The sequence below is a fragment of the Trinickia dabaoshanensis genome, from assembly GCF_002879885.1.
GTDB classification, from domain to species: Bacteria; Pseudomonadota; Gammaproteobacteria; order Burkholderiales; family Burkholderiaceae; genus Trinickia; species Trinickia dabaoshanensis.
The window spans coordinates 329,078-345,090 of the sequence record NZ_PNYA01000002.1 but is presented as its reverse complement, the minus strand read 5'-3'; the positions used below and the strand labels follow the sequence as shown (position 1 = coordinate 345,090).

Annotated in this window: 16 protein-coding genes and 1 tRNA gene; 8 read left to right on the top strand and 9 right to left on the bottom strand. The window is 63.9% G+C overall.

Going from position 1 to position 16,013, the window contains the following annotated elements; translation table 11 throughout:
- Positions 1-49: 49 nt before the first annotated feature.
- From C0Z18_RS03485 to C0Z18_RS03465, 5 genes are all read right to left on the bottom strand, one after another.
- Positions 50-1,135 (bottom strand): type II secretion system F family protein, encoded by a 1,086-nt coding sequence (locus C0Z18_RS03485; RefSeq protein WP_102643958.1) that lies wholly within the window; start codon positions 1,133-1,135, stop codon positions 50-52.
- Complete coding sequence (locus C0Z18_RS03480; protein WP_102643957.1) at positions 1,132-2,349, bottom strand: GspE/PulE family protein; 1,218 nt, start codon at positions 2,347-2,349, stop codon at positions 1,132-1,134. The genes C0Z18_RS03485 and C0Z18_RS03480 overlap by 4 nt, the downstream gene beginning before the upstream one ends.
- Positions 2,350-2,462: 113 nt before the next feature.
- Positions 2,463-3,755 carry an HlyC/CorC family transporter gene (locus C0Z18_RS03475; RefSeq protein ID WP_102643956.1) on the bottom strand — a complete coding sequence of 431 codons (1,293 nt, stop codon included), beginning with the start codon at positions 3,753-3,755 and terminating at the stop codon, positions 2,463-2,465.
- A 249-nt stretch (positions 3,756-4,004) separates the two neighbouring features.
- Positions 4,005-4,081: transfer RNA gene (locus tag C0Z18_RS03470), tRNA-Pro, on the bottom strand.
- A gap of 41 nt (positions 4,082-4,122) precedes the next feature.
- Positions 4,123-5,115 carry a polyprenyl synthetase family protein gene (locus C0Z18_RS03465; protein ID WP_102643955.1) on the bottom strand — a complete coding sequence of 331 codons (993 nt, stop codon included), beginning with the start codon at positions 5,113-5,115 and terminating at the stop codon, positions 4,123-4,125.
- 276 nt (positions 5,116-5,391) lie between these two features.
- Between C0Z18_RS03465 and rplU the strand changes: the two genes are divergently transcribed.
- From rplU to proB, 4 genes are all read left to right on the top strand, one after another.
- Positions 5,392-5,703: a 50S ribosomal protein L21 gene (gene rplU, locus C0Z18_RS03460; protein ID WP_102643954.1), complete on the top strand. Its 312-nt coding sequence runs from the start codon at positions 5,392-5,394 to the stop codon at positions 5,701-5,703.
- A gap of 24 nt (positions 5,704-5,727) precedes the next feature.
- The gene (gene rpmA / locus C0Z18_RS03455; protein WP_102643953.1) at positions 5,728-5,991 is read left to right on the top strand and encodes a 50S ribosomal protein L27; all 264 of its coding nucleotides are present in this window, start codon (positions 5,728-5,730) and stop codon (positions 5,989-5,991) included.
- Positions 5,992-6,139: 148 nt separating this feature from the next.
- Entirely contained in the window at positions 6,140-7,246 is a 1,107-nt protein-coding gene (gene cgtA, locus C0Z18_RS03450; RefSeq protein WP_102643952.1) for an Obg family GTPase CgtA, read from the top strand.
- 92 nt (positions 7,247-7,338) lie between these two features.
- On the top strand, positions 7,339-8,457 hold the full coding sequence (gene proB / locus C0Z18_RS03445; RefSeq protein WP_102643951.1) for a glutamate 5-kinase: 1,119 nt from the start codon (positions 7,339-7,341) through the stop codon (positions 8,455-8,457).
- Positions 8,458-8,538: 81 nt separating this feature from the next.
- Here the strand turns inward: proB and C0Z18_RS03440 are convergent, their stop codons facing one another.
- The gene (locus C0Z18_RS03440; protein WP_102643950.1) at positions 8,539-9,093 is read right to left on the bottom strand and encodes a CNP1-like family protein; all 555 of its coding nucleotides are present in this window, start codon (positions 9,091-9,093) and stop codon (positions 8,539-8,541) included.
- A gap of 111 nt (positions 9,094-9,204) precedes the next feature.
- Complete coding sequence (locus C0Z18_RS03435; protein WP_102643949.1) at positions 9,205-9,846, bottom strand: RNA pyrophosphohydrolase; 642 nt, start codon at positions 9,844-9,846, stop codon at positions 9,205-9,207.
- Between the two features lie 254 nt (positions 9,847-10,100).
- Between C0Z18_RS03435 and C0Z18_RS03430 the strand changes: the two genes are divergently transcribed.
- Positions 10,101-11,837: a proline--tRNA ligase gene (locus C0Z18_RS03430; RefSeq protein WP_102643948.1), complete on the top strand. Its 1,737-nt coding sequence runs from the start codon at positions 10,101-10,103 to the stop codon at positions 11,835-11,837.
- Between the two features lie 43 nt (positions 11,838-11,880).
- Here the strand turns inward: C0Z18_RS03430 and C0Z18_RS03425 are convergent, their stop codons facing one another.
- Positions 11,881-12,432 (bottom strand): hypoxanthine-guanine phosphoribosyltransferase, encoded by a 552-nt coding sequence (locus C0Z18_RS03425; RefSeq protein ID WP_102643947.1) that lies wholly within the window; start codon positions 12,430-12,432, stop codon positions 11,881-11,883.
- An 81-nt stretch (positions 12,433-12,513) separates the two neighbouring features.
- A complete protein-coding gene (gene ffh, locus C0Z18_RS03420; protein WP_102643946.1) occupies positions 12,514-13,881 on the bottom strand; it encodes a signal recognition particle protein in 1,368 nt (455 codons plus the stop codon).
- Positions 13,882-13,974: 93 nt separating this feature from the next.
- Here ffh and C0Z18_RS03415 point away from each other — a divergent pair, with 93 nt between their 5' ends.
- From C0Z18_RS03415 to ampD, 3 genes are read left to right on the top strand one after another with little or no spacing between them, the layout of a single operon-like run.
- On the top strand, positions 13,975-14,877 hold the full coding sequence (locus tag C0Z18_RS03415; RefSeq protein WP_102643945.1) for a cytochrome C assembly family protein: 903 nt from the start codon (positions 13,975-13,977) through the stop codon (positions 14,875-14,877).
- A 5-nt stretch (positions 14,878-14,882) separates the two neighbouring features.
- The gene (locus C0Z18_RS03410; RefSeq protein ID WP_102644028.1) at positions 14,883-15,203 is read left to right on the top strand and encodes a PP0621 family protein; all 321 of its coding nucleotides are present in this window, start codon (positions 14,883-14,885) and stop codon (positions 15,201-15,203) included.
- Positions 15,200-15,787 (top strand): 1,6-anhydro-N-acetylmuramyl-L-alanine amidase AmpD, encoded by a 588-nt coding sequence (gene ampD, locus C0Z18_RS03405; protein WP_102643944.1) that lies wholly within the window; start codon positions 15,200-15,202, stop codon positions 15,785-15,787. Before C0Z18_RS03410 ends, ampD begins: the two co-directional genes overlap by 4 nt.
- The last annotated feature ends 226 nt before the right edge of the window (positions 15,788-16,013 follow it).

Sequence of the window (16,013 nt, the reverse complement as noted above, 5' to 3'; positions counted from 1 at the left end):
GTACACAGAGGATAAGGGGATCATGGCCGAGTGGCGAATGGGGGGCATGCTACACCACGTTGCCGAGTTCGATGACAGGCAGATAGAGCGCAATGACGAGCGCCCCGACGGCAAGGCCCAATACGATGACGATGAGCGGCTCGGCACACGCGCCGGCGAGCGCGAGCTTCTCGTCGACTTCGCGCTCGGTCAGCGCGGCGCAATCGAGCAGCATGGTATCGAGCGCGCTCGATTCTTCCGCCACGGCGATCGTCTCGACGAAGGTGGACGGGAAACAGCCGACACCGCGCATGGCCGGGGCGAGCCGTTCGCCGCGACGCAGGCGAGCTTCGATCTGTGCGCTCGCCGCGTCGAATACGGTGTTTCCCGTGACACGCGTGAGGGCGCGTAGTGCATCGGCGAGCGGGATTCCCGCGGTGAGTAACGTGCCGAGCGCGCGCGACCAGCGCGCGGCGGCGCCGGCCCGCACGAGCGGACCGGCTAACGGAAGCGAGAGCAGGGATCGATCGAGCGCCGCACGCGCGCGTGGCGAATGGCGCACGAGGCGGCATGCGGCGAGCAGCAACGCCGCGGATGCGGCCGCGATGAGCGGGCCCCATCGGACGACGAACCCGGAGACGGCCATGACCGCGCGCGTCGGGCCCGGGAGCGCGGCCCCGAAACTATCGAAAACATGGCGAAACGTGGGCACCACGAACGCGAGCAAAGCAGCGGTGACCGCGGCGGCGAGCAGCATGACCGCGCAAGGATAGGCCAGGGCGGAGCGAAGCTTGCCGCGTTGGGCGCTGGCACGGTCGCGATGTTCGACGATGCGGGTCAGCACGAGCGCGAGCGATCCCGTGGCCTCGCCGATCGCCGATAGCTCCCGGTAGAGGCGATCGAATTGCGCCGGATAGGCGGCGAGCGCGGCGGCGAATCCTTCACCGTTCGAAATGCGCCGGGCCAGGGCGCGAGCGACACTGGGCATTGCGTCACGGCGTTCGGAAAGCGCGATGAGATCCAGTGCCTGAACGAGTGCGAGCCCCGCGCCCAAAAGGCTCGCCAACTGCCGCGTGAATGCGGTGACCTCGCGCGCACTCGTTTTGCATGGCTTATGCGCGCTCGCGTGAATCGCCGCGCTGTGGGCGTCGGTCATGCGATGTCCGTGGCCGCGATCGCCTCGGCGATACTGGTCGTCCCATCGCCCACGCGCGCAAGCGCCGACTCGCGCAGCGACGTGGCGCCGTCGGCCCGCGCCTGTGCGGCGATGGCTTGGCCGTTCGCGGGCGTGTTGATCAAGTCGCGCATGGCGGGCGAAATACGCATCACTTGATGTACACCGACGCGACCGCGATAGCCGGCGCCGTGGCAGGCCGGGCAGCCGGCAGCGGTGTACGGCGTCCAATCCGGCGTGACCTCGGGCGCGATCCCGGCCGCCGCGCGCGCCGCGGGCGAGACGCGCTCCGGGGTACGGCAGGTTCGGCATAGACGCCGCACGAGCCGCTGTGCCGTGACGAGCCGCAAGGCGGCACTGAGGTTGTACGGCGCGGCGCCGATGTCGATAAGGCGGCCGACCGCACTGGGCGCATCGTTCGTGTGCAACGTCGCGAGCACGAGGTGCCCCGTTTGCGCGGCCTTCAGTGCGACATCGGCCGTTTCGCGGTCGCGGATTTCGCCCACCATGATGACGTCCGGATCTTGCCGAAGCAGCGCGCGCAATGCGGCCGCGAACGTGAGTCCCGTTTTCTCCCGGACACTGACCTGGTTGATGCCCTGCAATTGGATTTCAACCGGGTCCTCGACCGTGCAGATATTGCGCGACGCGGTGTTCAGCATTTGTAGGAACGCGTACAGCGAAAGCGTTTTGCCGCTTCCGGTCGGCCCCGTGACAAGCACCAACCCATGCGGCGCGCGAATGGCTGCCTCGACGAGGGGACGCTGCCGCGCGTCGAAACCGAGCGATGTAAGCGATAAGTCGGGCGGTAACGCCTCGAGCCGGCGCAACGCTAGTTTCTCTCCGTGCACGGTGGGCAATGCGCTCACGCGATAGTCTTCGACTCTGCCCGCTGCGACCGTAAGCCGCAACCGGCCGTCTTGAGGGACGCGCCGTTCGGCGATGTCCAGCCGCGCGAGCACTTTGACGCGCGTGACGAATGCATCGCGCAGCAGCGCGGGGGGATGGGGCAGCTCGTGCAACGTGCCGTCCACCCGTAAGCGAATCCGCCAACCGTATTCGCTCGGCTCGATATGGATGTCGGAAGCGCCGCGCGCCACCGCTTGATCGAGCGTGGCGGCAAAGAGCCGGGCAGCGGGGCCGTCGTCGACGAGCGCGGGTCCGGTGGAGAGAGGAGAGGATGAAGGAGCGGGCATCGAGGAGCGGCGTTACGCCGGTGAGTTGCGCGATCCGACGATCATCGCCCGCATCCGCGCGGCGCTCCATTGCTCCGATCGGCCAACGCGTACGAGGTGGCCGATGCTTGCCGCTATGCTTGCTGCTTGGTCGCGGTGCGGGTCCGCGGTCTGAACAATTTGACGGTGCGCACGGCCTGATCGTCGCTTTGCAGCACTTCGAGCTGCACGTCGCCGATCTGCAGACAGACATCGCCTTCCGGGATCTCTTCGAGCGTCTCGAGGATGAGCCCATTGAGCGTCTTCGGACCGTCCGTCGGCAAAGCGACTTGCAGCCAACGGTTCAATTCGCGCAGCGGCATACTGCCCGCGACGATGCATTCGCCGCTGTCGGTCCATCCCTTGCGCGAGCTGGCGCTACGCGGGATCGACGTCGTGAACTCGCCGATCAGCTCTTCGATGATGTCCTCGGGCGTGACGAGACCTTCGAGTTCGCCGTATTCGTTCACGACGAGGGCCGTCCGGTGCCGCGTTTCTTGAAAGTATTGCAGTTGCTGAAACACGGGCGTGCCCGAAGGCACGAAGTAGGGATCCGTGAGCAACGCGTTTAGCGTCTCGCGCGTGAGTTCTTGCTTGTGCAGCGCCGCGAGCGTCTTGCGTACATGCAACACGCCGACCACGCGGTCGATGTCGCCTTGATAGACGATGAGCTTGTTGTGATAGCAGGTTTCGAGCTGATGCAAGATGTCTTCGAACGGCGCATCGAGATCGAGCGACTCGATCCGGCGGCGCGGGATCATGACATCCTCGACCGAGATATTTTCGAGGTCGAACAGGTTCAGCAAGATGCTCCGGTGCTTGGTCGGCATGAAGCTGCCCGATTCGAGCACGATCGCGCGCACTTCCTCAGTGGTGAGGCGTTGTTCGCGCCCACCCTTCGTATTGATATGCAACACGAACAAGATCGCGTTCGAGAACAAGTTCACGAGCCACACGGCCGGCTTGAGCACGCGCATCAGCGGAGCGATGACGATGCTGGCGGGCAGCGCGATCTTTTCAGGATACGTGGCGCCGACGATCTTCGGCGTGATCTCGGCGAAGACGATGATCAGAAACGCGACGATGCCGGTGGCGATCGAAAGAACGAGGTTATCGCGGCCGAACGTGCGCAGCGCGATCGACGTCGTCAGTACGGGGATGATCGTGTTCAGCAGGTTGTTGCCGATGAGCACGACACCGAGCAATTGGTCCGTGCGGGCGAGTAGGCCTTGAGTCGTCTTCGCGCCGAATGCCCCCTTGCCGGCGAGGTACTTCAACCGGTGCCGGTTGAGGGCCATCATCGCCGTCTCGGAAATCGAGAAGAAGCCGGAGCACAGGAGCAGAACGAAAACGGCGCCGATTTGCGCCCACAAGGGAATTTGGTCCACGCGGCGTGCTGAAGTGGTAATGAAAGGGATGGCAAGAATATAGCAGAGCGGGTAGACGGCCCTTGTATGCCGGGCGGCCATTGCCCACTACTGAAGCCGAGCAACGATCGCGCATGAGGCGTAGGCCGCACGGCGTTGCGTTTGGCCGCCGCATGCTGTGGCGGATCGGCCGTGAACGATGGCGGACGCAAAAACAAAAAAGCCGTCCAGTGATCTGGACGGCTTTCGCCTTGATTGCTCAAGAAATTCTGGTCGGGGTGAGAGGATTCGAACCTCCGGCCTCTACGTCCCGAACGTAGCGCTCTACCAGGCTAAGCTACACCCCGAATTTGGTACTGCTTGGACTCATCCGGCAATTCAGTCTCTTTTAGGACTGGCGCGCCGTCGAGTAAAAACATAATTCTAGCAGGCTTTCTTTGTAAATGGAATCCGGGAACGAAGAAATTGCATCGGCAGCGGCCTGCGCTTCGCGTTTGGCGCATTCGAGCGTGTGATCGAGCGCGCCCGAGCTCGAGATCGCCTCGAAAATCGTCTCGAAGCGATCGGTCCCGCCCTGCTCGATCGCCTCGCGCGCGAGCGCCGATTGCTCCGGCGTCCCGCGCTCGATCAAATAGATGAGCGGCAGCGTGGGCTTGCCTTCGCGCAGGTCGTCGCCGGCATTCTTGCCCATCGATTCGGCCGTGCCCGTGTAATCGAGCCAGTCGTCCATGATCTGAAACGCCGTGCCGATGCGCCGGCCGAACTCGGCGGCGGCAGCCTCGATGCGCGCGTCGGCGCCCGAGATGACCGCGCCCAGTTGGGCGGCCGCCTCGAACAGCTTGGCCGTCTTGTAGCGAATCACTTGCATGTAGCGCGCTTCGTCGACGTCGGCGTCGTGCATGTTCAGAAGCTGCAGCACCTCGCCTTCGGAGATGATGTTCGTCGCCTCGGCAAGAATTTCCATGACACGCATCTTGCCGATGCCGACCATCATTTGAAACGAACGCGAATAGAGGAAATCGCCCACGAGCACGCTCGCCGCATTGCCGAACAGCGCGTTGGCCGTCTGGCGGCCGCGCCGCAGATCGGATTCATCGACGACGTCGTCATGCAGCAACGTGGCCGTGTGGATGAATTCCACGATTGCCGCGAGCTCGTGCCGATGCCCGGTCGTGTCGCCGAGCGCGCGCGCGACGAGCAGCAGCAGCGCCGGGCGCAGCCGCTTGCCGCCGGCCCCGATGATGTATTCCGAGATCTGGTTGATGAGCATCACCTCGGAGGCCAAACGTTGCCGGATGACACGATTGACTTGCTCCATGTCCTCCGAAATCGGGGCGAGCAAGTTGGCGGCGCTGGGGGAAGAGGTGGCGGTCGACGACATGATCAAAAAATGGTGTGGTGCCGCGGATTATAAAGGTTATGCGGCTCTCCGAGGGGGCGGGCGGGCGCGCGAAGGCCCCGGGCAAGTCCCACGGCCCGGTACGGCGGACGGACCGAAGCTTTGACCGCCGCGCTAACTCCATGTATAATCACGCGTTTTCACGCACGGTGCGTGGAAGAAGCAAGCAGCAGCTAGGTTTGCAAAGCAGTTTGCAAAAAGCGGTTTGAAAAAAGCGTCCACGCAAGTGCGTGCGGCGCACACAGAGTGAGGTTCTCAATGTACGCGGTCATAAAAACCGGCGGCAAGCAGTACAAAGTTGCTGTCGGCGAAAAATTGAAAGTAGAACAGATACCGGCAGACATTGACGCTGAAATCACGCTCGACCAGGTTCTCGCGGTAGGCGAAGGCGAATCGATTCAGTTCGGTACGCCGCTGGTGAGTGGGGCTTCCGTCAAGGCTACCGTCGTATCGCATGGGCGGCACGCCAAAGTGACGATCTTCAAGATGCGTCGCCGGAAGCACTATCAAAAGCATCAAGGTCACCGCCAGAACTATACCGAACTGCGCATCGACGCGATCAACGCGTAAGCGCACCGGTTAAGGAGCTATCAGATGGCACACAAAAAAGCAGGCGGGTCTTCCCGCAACGGCCGCGACTCCGAGTCGAAGCGCCTCGGCGTCAAGGTGTACGGCGGCCAAGCGATCAACGCTGGCGGCATCATCGTTCGCCAGCGCGGCACGCGCATGCATGCTGGCGACAACGTCGGCATGGGCAAGGACCACACGCTGTTCGCGTTGGTCGACGGCCACGTCAAGTTCACGACGAAAGGCGCCGACAAGAAGCATACGGTTGTCGTCCTCCCGGCTGCGGTCTGAGATCGATCAGACACGGGAGCGACACAGCAAAAAGGCCCCGCGTGGTTGGCGGGGCCTTTTTTCTTCTGTGCGCCGGTTTTATGCGCCGCCCTGGTGCGGGCGCGCTAGCCAAGCGGCAAAATACGGTAAACACGGGACGGAGCGATAGATGAAGTTCATTGACGAAGCGCGGATCGAAGTGATCGCCGGCGACGGCGGCGACGGCAGCGCGTCGATGCGCCGCGAAAAGTTCGTTCCGTTCGGCGGTCCCGACGGCGGCGATGGCGGCCGCGGGGGCAGCGTCTACGCGGTGGCCGACCGCAACATCAACACCCTCATCGATTACCGTTACGCGAAGAAGCATCAAGCGCGCAACGGCGAAAACGGCCGAGGCTCGGATTGCTACGGCAAGGGCGGCGACGACATCGTCCTGCGCATGCCGGTGGGCACGGCCATCAGCGATCTCGACACGGGCGAGCTGATCGCCGATCTGACCGAGCACGAGCAGACGGTCCTCATCGCGCAGGGCGGGGCCGGCGGTCTCGGCAACTTGCACTTCAAGTCGAGCACGAACCGCGCGCCGCGCCAAAAAACGGAAGGCAAGCCCGGCGAGCGCCGCATGCTGCGTCTCGAGTTGAAGGTATTGGCCGATGTCGGCTTGCTCGGCATGCCGAACGCGGGCAAATCCACTTTTATTTCGTCGGTCTCGAACGCCAAGCCGAAGATCGCCGATTACCCGTTCACCACGCTCGCGCCGAACCTCGGCGTCGTCCGCGTCGGGCCCAGCAAGAGCTTCGTCATCGCCGATATCCCGGGCCTGATCGAAGGCGCGGCGGAAGGGGCGGGGCTCGGGCACCAATTTTTGCGGCACTTGCAGCGCACCGGATTGCTGTTGCATCTCGTCGACCTCGCGCCGTTCGACGAAAGCGTCGATCCCGTTGCCGAGGCGACCGCGATCGTGGCGGAGTTGCGCAAATACGACGAGGCACTGTTCCAAAAGCCGCGCTGGCTCGTGCTCAACAAGCTGGACATGATCGCCGAGGACGAGCGCGATGCGCGTGTCGCGGATTTCCTTGCGCGGTTCGAATGGAGCGGGCCCGTGTTTCAGATCTCCGCTCTGACGGGGCTGGGCTGCGAAAATCTGTGCTACGCGGTGTACGACTACTTGTCCGAGCACTCGGACGCTCACCGAGCCGAGCAGGCCGAGGACCTCGCGGCCGACGTCCGCTTCCGCGACGCGCCGGCCTCGGGCGATAAGCCCGCGCACGAGGGCTGACCGTTTTGCCAGGGGCGCCGGCAGCCGCCGGTGCCCACCGCCGCCAACCGTTGCCGGCGGGCTTGCCGATCTTTCATGGAGACTTTCGCACGATGCGTTCTCTGATCGCGGATTCGAAGCGCTTGGTTGTCAAGGTGGGATCGAGCCTCGTAACGAACGAGGGACGTGGCCTCGATCAAGCCGCGATCGGCCGCTGGGCGGCGCAGATCGCGCAGTTGCGCGCGCGCGGCAAGGAGGTCGTGCTCGTGAGTTCCGGTGCAATCGCCGAAGGTATGCAGCGTCTTGGCTGGACCAAGCGCCCGCGTGAAATCGACGAATTGCAGGCCGCGGCCGCGGTCGGGCAAATGGGTCTCGCCCAGGTGTACGAGAGCCGCTTCGCCGAATACGGGATTCGCACGGCCCAAATTCTTCTTACGCATGCCGATTTGGCCGACCGGGAGCGCTATTTGAACGCGCGCTCGACGTTGCTCACGCTGCTGCGCATGGGCGTCGTCCCGATCATCAACGAAAACGATACGGTCGTCACCGACGAAATCAAGTTCGGCGACAACGACACGCTAGGTGCGTTGGTCGCGAACCTCATCGAAGGCGATGCGCTCATCATCCTCACCGATCAGCAGGGGTTGTTCACGGCCGATCCTCGCAAGGATCCTTCGGCCGAACTCGTCGGCCAGGCCGATGCCGGGGCGCCCGAGCTCGAGGCAATGGCGGGCGGTGCCGGCTCGGCGATCGGGCGCGGCGGGATGTTGACGAAGATTCTCGCGGCCAAGCGCGCGGCCGGTAGCGGCGCGAGTACGGTGATTGCCAGCGGCCGCGAACCCGACGTGTTGACGCGCCTGGCGACGGGCGAGGCGATCGGCACGCAACTCGTCGCACGCACGGCGCGCCTTGCGGCGCGCAAGCAGTGGATGACCGATCACTTGCAAATGCGCGGGCATGTCGTCATCGACGACGGCGCCGTGGAAAAGCTGACCGTCGGCCGTAAGAGCTTGCTGCCGATCGGCGTCGTCGACGTGCAAGGCGTGTTCGCGCGCGGCGAGGTGATCGCTTGCGTGAGCTTGAAAGGACGTGAAGTGGCGCGCGGGATCACGAACTACAGCAGCGCCGAGACGATGTTGATCCGGCGTCGCCCCAGCACCGACATCGACATGATCCTCGGCTACATGCTGCAGCCGGAGTTGATTCACCGCGACAATCTCGTCGTCGTTTGAGAGACCACCTTTTCGCGGCCGCATGAACAAGGCCCGCATCCTCGATCGAGGATGCGGGCCTTTCGCTTTGGTGTGCCGCCGTTACTGCTTGAGCGAGTTGGCGGTGCGATTCAACCGCATGTTGTTGATGATCGTTTTCGCATTGCCCGTCACCATCTTGCTCGCGCAGAAGTAGTCCTGATAAAGCGACGCTTGATAGGCATTGAGGTTGCCGTTTTCGATCCGCGTCCAGTCGTTCGCCACCGAGCGATCCCAGCCGTCATGATCGGCGTTCAGGCCCGCGTACAGCCGCCATTCGTAGGTTTCGCAGCGAATGCCCTCGTAATTGACGTTGCGCGCACCGCTCGGGCTCGTGATGACGACCGTGTAGCGGACGACGTCATCGGAACCGACGCTCAACGATTTCGCATCCACCGCGTAATGCAGCGGTGAGTTTTGGGATACGTCGAACGCGATCAAATCGCGCTCGTTCGGCAACGGCGGCAGCGCCTCGACCTTGTTTTCCTTCCAGTCCGACTTGCGGTCGAGCAAGTACTGAAACGTGGAGTCGTCTTTGGGGTTGGCCGGAAGATGCGAGCAGCCGGCCAAAATGCCGCTGCCGGCCACGCAGGCCAGTGCGAGAACGAGCGCTTTCAATGTGGGTACCTTCGGTGATCGGGCGCAAAGATTGGGAGACCGAATGATAGCGCCCGCGCGCACGCTCGCGCGAGCGATATGCGCATCGCGCCGCTCGCGCGGCGCGACCGGTCAGTCAGGCAAGATGAAACTCGGCGCGGGGTAGGGTGCCGCATCCGCGCAGCCGCTGGCCGCTTGCAACGACGGCCCCCCGGCAGCGGGCATCTGCGCCGAGGTGGACATGCGCGGATACCGTCCGCCATGCTGAGGCCCGCGCGGCTGCTTTTCCGTGCGAGGCACCGCGCGGCGCAGAAACCGCGACAGTTCCGTCAGCGCCAATTGATAGACATCCCGCTTGAACTCGATCACGGCGTCCAGCGGAACCCAATACTCGTTCCAGCGCCAAGCATCGAATTCCGGGTGATCGGTGGCGCGCAGGCAGATGTCGCAGTCGCGGCCGACCATCCGAAGCAAGAACCAGATTTGTTTCTGGCCGCGGTAGTGGCCGCGTACTTCGCGCTTGATGAACTTGTCGGGCACCTCATAACGCAGCCAGTCGCGCGTGCGACCGATGATCTTGACGTGCTCGGGGCGCAGGCCGGTTTCTTCGTGTAACTCCCGATACATCGCTTGCAAAGGGGTCTCGCCATACTTGATGCCCCCTTGCGGAAACTGCCAGGAATGTTCACGCAGCCGCTTACCCCAAAACACCTCGTTGTGCGCGTTCAAGAGGATGATGCCGACGTTCGGGCGAAAGCCTTCGCGATCAAGCATACAACCACCTTCGAATCCTTTAAAATTGCTTTGATTATAAACAGATAACGAGCCTTTGGCATCGGCATGCACCATAAGGGGTCCGCACATCGCAACAATCGTGCTCCCGCGTGCCGATGACTTGTCTGACGAATCGCACCGCTTCGCGTAGGCTACGGCCCAAAGCGCGCGGCGGTCCCGGCCGATGACCTAAAATCACTCGTTCCCTTCTTTCGGCGGCTCGCTGCGGGCTGTCGCTTTTGGAAAATCGTTGAATGAAAGCCTCACGTTTCTTTATCGGGACCCTGAAGGAAGCTCCGGCGGACGCGGAAGTCGTCAGCCATAAGTTGATGTTGCGTGCGGGCATGATCCGGCGCGTGGCGGGCGGCATCTATAGCTACCTGCCCGTGGGGCTGCGCTCGATTCGCAAGGTGGAGGCGATCGTGCGCGAGGAAATGAATCGCGCCGGGGCGCTGGAACTGTTAATGCCCGCCGTGCAGCCGGCCGAGCTGTGGCAGGAATCGGGCCGTTGGGAGCAATACGGGCCGGAACTGTTGCGCTTCAAGGACCGTAAGCAAAGCGAGTTCGTGATCGGACCGACTCACGAAGAGGTCGTGACCGACATCGCGCGCCACCAGATCAAGAGCTACCGGCAGATGCCGGTGAACTTCTACCAGATCCAGACGAAGTTCCGCGATGAAATTCGTCCGCGATTCGGTGTGATGCGCGGCCGCGAGTTCACCATGAAGGACGCCTACTCGTTCGATAAGGACCAGGCCGGTTTGCAGGAGTCGTATCGCAAGATGTTCGATGCGTACGTGCGCATCTTCACGCGCATCGGACTCGAGTTCCGCGCGGTCAACGCCGATAGCGGCTCGATCGGCGGCAATCGTTCGCAGGAATTTCACGTGATCGCGGCGACGGGCGAGGACGACATCGCCTACTGCCCGGCTTCCGATTTCGCCGCCAACGTCGAGGCCGCCGAAGCGCTGCCGCTCTACGCCGAGCGGGCCGCGCCGCGCGAAGCGATGCAAAAGACGGCGACGCCGGGTAAGGCGAAGTGCGAGGCCGTCGCGGAACTTTTGAACATTCCGCTAGAGCGCACGATCAAGTCGATCATCCTCGCGACGGATAACGAAGGCGCCGAGCCGACGATCTGGCTCCTGATGCTGCGCGGCGATCACGACTTGAACGAAGTGAAGGTCGGCAAGCTGCCGGGCCTGGCGGGCTTCCGTTTCGCCACCGAGGCCGAGATCGTGGAATGGTTCGGCACGCCGCCGGGCTACCTCGGACCGATCGGCACGAAAAAGCCCGTGAAGGTCGTGGCCGACCGTACCGTGGCGAACATGAGCGATTTCGTCGTCGGCTCGAACGAAGTGGACTACCACACGACGGGCGTGAACTGGGGGCGCGATCTGCCCGAGCCCGAAGTGGCGGATATTCGCAACGTGCGCCCCGGCGATCCCTCGCCCGACGGCCGAGGGCAGATCGAAATCTGCCGCGGCATCGAAGTGGGGCACGTGTTCCAGCTCGGCACGAAGTACTCCGAGGCAATGGGCGCGACGTTCCTCGACGAAAACGGCAAACCGCAGCCGATGGTGATGGGTTGCTACGGCATCGGTATCACGCGGATTCTCGGGGCGGCGATCGAGCAGAATTTCGACGAGCGCGGCATCATCTGGCCCGAAGCGATCGCGCCGTTCGAGATCGTACTGTGCCCGATGGGCTACGACCGCAGCGAGAGCGTGCGTGCCGAGACGGATAAGCTCTACGCGCAATTGAGCGAGGCCGGTATCGACGTGATTCTCGACGATCGCGGCGAGCGCCCCGGCGTGATGTTCGCCGATTGGGAACTGATCGGCGTGCCGCATCGCATCGTGATCGGCGATCGCGGCCTCAAGGAAGGCAAGGTGGAGTATCAGGGCCGCCGCGATACGGAGCCCACGCTCGTGGCGCTCGATCAGGCGGCGGGTTTCGCCGCCGAGAAGATCCGCGCCGCGCTCGCGCGCTGAGCAAGTAGAGCCAATGCGCTTGGGCCGACCCCGCTGGGGCGGCTCAAGCGCCTTCGGTCAGCGCGCGGATGGTCGGCAGGTTGCGCCAGTAACCCTTGGCATCCATGCCGCACCCGAACACATAGCGGTCGGGCACTTCGAAACCGCAGAAATCGGGACGTAGCGGCTTCGCTTTCGGGATGCGTTTCTCGCAGAGCACGGCGCTCAAGAAACGCTTCGCCCCCATCGCCATGATCCGGTCGCGGATCGCCGCCATCGTCTCGCCTTCGTCGAGGATGTCGTCGAGCACGAGCACCACGCGGTCCTTGACCGATTCCGCCGGCGCCACGCGCCACTGCATGTCGGAGCTGCCGTGCGTCGTATTGCGGTAGCGCGTCAGGTGGATGTAATCGAATTCGAGCGGAAAATCGAGATGCGGCAGCAACATGCCCGTGAAGACGGCTGCGCCGCCCATCACCGACAACAGCAGCGGAAAGTCTTCGCCGATCTGCGCGCGGATGGCGCTGGCCATCGCTTCGATCGATGCGTTGACCTCGGAGGCCGAGACGATTTCCTCGGAGTGGCGAAAGATGTGGAGCGCTTCTTCGCGATTCATGGCGGTGTGCCTGCGATGACTGACTGTATACGTGTAGTGTGATGTGGCGCGCGCGAGCGCGCCACGGCATAAACCCGGCGCTTAACGCATGCCCGGGAGCATACCCTTCATGCCGCGCATCATTTTCTGCAGGTTGCCGCCCTTGAGCTTCTTCATCATCGTGCGCATCTGCTCGTACTGATTGAGCATCCTGTTCACTTCCTGCACCTGCACGCCCGCGCCCGCGGCGATGCGGCGCTTGCGCGTCGCTTTGATGAGGTCCGGTTTCGCGCGTTCGGCCGGGGTCATCGAATTGATGATGCCCTCCATCCGGCGCATCTGCTTTTCGGCCTGGCCCATGTCGGCGCCGGCCGCCGCCTGCTGGAACTGCGCGGGCAGTTTATCCATCAGCGTGGACAAGCCGCCCATGTTTTTCATCTGGGAAAGCTGCGCGCGGAAGTCGTTCAGATCGAAATCGCCGCCTTTCTTGACCTTGTCCGCCAGTTTTTGCGCGGCTTTGACGTCGACGTTGCGCTGCGCCTCCTCGACCAAGGCGAGGATGTCGCCCATGCCGAGAATACGATTGGCCATCCGCTCGGGGTAGAACACCTCGAGCCCGTCGAGCTTTTCCGCGACGCCGACGAACTTGATCGGCTTGCCCGTCACATGGCGCACCGAGAGCGCCGCGCCGCCGCGCGAGTCGCCGTCGAGCTTGGTGAGTACCACGCCCGTCAACGGCAGCGCGTCGTTGAAGGCCTTGGCGGTGTTCACGGCGTCTTGACCGAGCATCGCGTCCACGACGAACAGCGTCTCGACCGGTTTGACCGCGGCATGCAGCGCCGTGATCTCTTGCATCATCGCCTCGTCGATACCGAGCCGGCCCGCCGTATCGACGATGAGCACGTCGTGGTAATGGCGCTTGGCCCAGTCGAGCGCGGCGAGCGCGATGTCCACGGGCTTTTGGTTCGGCTCCGACGGGAAGAAATCGGCGCCGACCTGCTCCGTCACCGTCTTGAGCTGCGCGATCGCGGCGGGGCGATAGACGTCGCACGACACGGTCAGCACTTTCTTCTTGTACTTCTCGCGCAAAAGCTTCGCGAGCTTGCCCGAGGTGGTGGTTTTACCGGCGCCTTGCAGACCGGCCATGAGGATGACCGCGGGCGGCGTGACGGCGAGATCGAGTTCGGCCGCGCGGCCCTCGTAGTCTCCGCCGATGACGGCCGTCAGTTCGCGCTGCACGACGGCGACGAGCGCCTGGCCCGGCGACAGGCTCGACAGCACCTCTTCGCCGAGCGCCTTTTCCTTGACCTTGGCGACGAAATCGCGCACGACGGGCAGCGCCACGTCGGCTTCGAGCAGCGCGAGCCGGACTTCGCGCAGCATTTCCTGCGTGTTGGATTCGGTGAGGCGGGCTTCGCCGCGCAGCGTCTTGACGACGCGCGCCATCCGTTGGGTAAGTGTGTCGAGCATGGGGAGCCGTAGGGAACCGAGCGGCGGCAACTCGCCGATCGCTTCTATATCGTCTAGCGGGGCGGGTGCGGCGGCCTAGTGTAAACTTGGGACATGGATATTGTACTGTATGCCCTCACCGCGCTCCTTTATGGCGGACTCGCCGTCGCCGGGTGGCGCGCGCACCGCGTCGAGGGTTCCGCATCGATGCTGTCGAGCGTGCCGCCCATGCCGGCGGCGCGGCGCGAGCCGCCGTCGGAGGGCGCGTCGCGCATCACGCGAGCGCTCCTGTTGGTCGCGCTCGCGCTGCACGGGCTCTTGCTGCACACGACGATCTTTCCCCGCGATGCGATGGTCTTCGGCTTCGCGTTCGCGCTGTCGGCCATGTTTTGGCTCGGCGCCTGCATCTATTGGATCGAAAGCTACTTCTTCCCGCTCGAGGGGCTCGGGCTGCTCGTCTTGCCGCTCGCTTGCGCCGCCTCGCTGATGCCGCTCGCGTTCGGTGGCGTGCACGTGCTGGCCTACGCGGCCGCGCCGCTCTTCAAGCTGCATTTCATCATCGCAAACGTCGCTTATGGGCTGTTCGCGATCGCTGCCTTGCATGCGGTACTGATGTTGTTCGCCGAGCGCCGCCTGCATACGTTGCGCGGGGTGCTCCAAACCAATGGCGGCGGGTGGCTCGCCGGCTGGCTCGATACCCTGCCGCCGCTCTTGACCCTCGAAAAGCTGCTGTTTCGACTGATCGGCGCGGGCTTCGTCCTGTTGACGTTGACGCTCGTGTCCGGCGTGCTCTTCAGCGAGCAGTTGCTTGGCCGGCCGCTCACGTTCGATCACAAGACCGTATTCGCCGTTTTGTCGTGGCTGATGTTCGGGGCCCTGCTGACGGGGCGCCAACTATCGGGATGGCGTGGCCGGGCTGCGCTGCGCTGGGTGCTCGCGTCGTTCGTGGCTCTATTGCTCGCCTACGTGGGTAGCCGCTTCGTCTTCGAGGTGCTGCTGCACCGCCCCGTCGTTTGATCGTCATGCGCCAAATTTTTCTTCTCGTCGTGTTCGTCTTGGCCGCCCGCTGGTTGGTGAAGACGATGCGCGCCGTTCAAACGGGCACCGCGCCACGCGGTGGGGCGGCGCCGGGCGCAGCGCGCGGCCCGGCAAACGGCGGTGCGCGGCAGGCGCGGCCGGAGCCGCGCGAGCCGCGGCAACTCGCGGAACCGATGGTTCGTTGCGCCGTGTGCGGCGTGCATGCCCCTAAGAGCGAGTCGATCGCTTTCGGTGGGCAGTACTTTTGCGGCGTCGATCATGCGCGGCGCCATGCGGCGCCGGCGGGCGGCCGCGAGGGTCGATGAGCGCGGCGCCGTTCGCCGTCGAACCCGACGGCTGGGTGCGCGGCGCGCACGTGCTGGCGTCGCCGAACTTCGAGGCACGTCCCGGGCAGGCCGTGCCCACGCTCATCGTCATCCACAACATCAGCCTGCCGCCCGGCGAGTTCGGCGGTGCCGCCATCGCCGATCTGTTTCTCAATCGCCTCGATTGCGACGCGCACCCCTATTACGACAGGCACCTGCGCGGCCTGCGTGTTTCTTCGCATTTCGTCATCCGGCGCGACGGCGCGCTCGAGCAATTCGTCTCGTGCGCAGAGCGTGCCTGGCATGCGGGTGTGTCGAATTTCTTCGGGCGCGAACGTTGCAACGACTTCTCCATCGGTATCGAACTGGAGGGGGCTGACGCGTGTCCGTTCGAGCCGGCGCAATACGGGACGCTCGCCGAGCTCGTCACGGCGCTCCTCGCGCACTATCCGATCGAGGCATTGGCCGGTCATTCCGACATCGCCCCGGGGCGCAAAACCGATCCGGGCCCGTACTTCGATTGGGCCAGGCTGCAGCGCGACACGGCTTTGGCGGATCGGTATTTCCCCTATCGGCGAACCTGATTCGCAACCGTTCGCCGCTTCGCGCACGGCCCGCAAACACGCGTGCCGCTTGCGTTTGCGATAAGTCCTTGTCCTGACTCGCTTAATGAAAAGTCAAGCGTTCGCCCCCAAATAAACCTTTTTGAATTGGCGGGCTGCTCTACTATACTTGGTATCAATACGACGCGATTGCACTAGATGTTGTGCTCACGCGACGCGGTGTGTCAGGGTTCCGAAAGGGGCTCGG

Excerpts from the sequence above, each read along its gene's own strand:
- C0Z18_RS03485 (WP_102643958.1), bottom strand. The coding sequence starts at position 1,135 with ATGACCGACGCCCACAGCGCGGCGATTCACGCGAGCGCGCATAAGCCA.
- C0Z18_RS03480 (WP_102643957.1), bottom strand. The coding sequence starts at position 2,349 with ATGCCCGCTCCTTCATCCTCTCCTCTCTCCACCGGACCCGCGCTCGTC.
- C0Z18_RS03465 (WP_102643955.1), bottom strand. The coding sequence starts at position 5,115 with ATGTCGTCGACCGCCACCTCTTCCCCCAGCGCCGCCAACTTGCTCGCC.
- rplU (WP_102643954.1), top strand. The coding sequence starts at position 5,392 with ATGTACGCGGTCATAAAAACCGGCGGCAAGCAGTACAAAGTTGCTGTC.
- rpmA (WP_102643953.1), top strand. The coding sequence starts at position 5,728 with ATGGCACACAAAAAAGCAGGCGGGTCTTCCCGCAACGGCCGCGACTCC.
- cgtA (WP_102643952.1), top strand. The coding sequence starts at position 6,140 with ATGAAGTTCATTGACGAAGCGCGGATCGAAGTGATCGCCGGCGACGGC.
- proB (WP_102643951.1), top strand. The coding sequence starts at position 7,339 with ATGCGTTCTCTGATCGCGGATTCGAAGCGCTTGGTTGTCAAGGTGGGA.
- C0Z18_RS03435 (WP_102643949.1), bottom strand. The coding sequence starts at position 9,846 with ATGCTTGATCGCGAAGGCTTTCGCCCGAACGTCGGCATCATCCTCTTG.
- C0Z18_RS03430 (WP_102643948.1), top strand. The coding sequence starts at position 10,101 with ATGAAAGCCTCACGTTTCTTTATCGGGACCCTGAAGGAAGCTCCGGCG.
- C0Z18_RS03425 (WP_102643947.1), bottom strand. The coding sequence starts at position 12,432 with ATGAATCGCGAAGAAGCGCTCCACATCTTTCGCCACTCCGAGGAAATC.
- ffh (WP_102643946.1), bottom strand. The coding sequence starts at position 13,881 with ATGCTCGACACACTTACCCAACGGATGGCGCGCGTCGTCAAGACGCTG.
- C0Z18_RS03415 (WP_102643945.1), top strand. The coding sequence starts at position 13,975 with ATGGATATTGTACTGTATGCCCTCACCGCGCTCCTTTATGGCGGACTC.
- C0Z18_RS03410 (WP_102644028.1), top strand. The coding sequence starts at position 14,883 with ATGCGCCAAATTTTTCTTCTCGTCGTGTTCGTCTTGGCCGCCCGCTGG.
- ampD (WP_102643944.1), top strand. The coding sequence starts at position 15,200 with ATGAGCGCGGCGCCGTTCGCCGTCGAACCCGACGGCTGGGTGCGCGGC.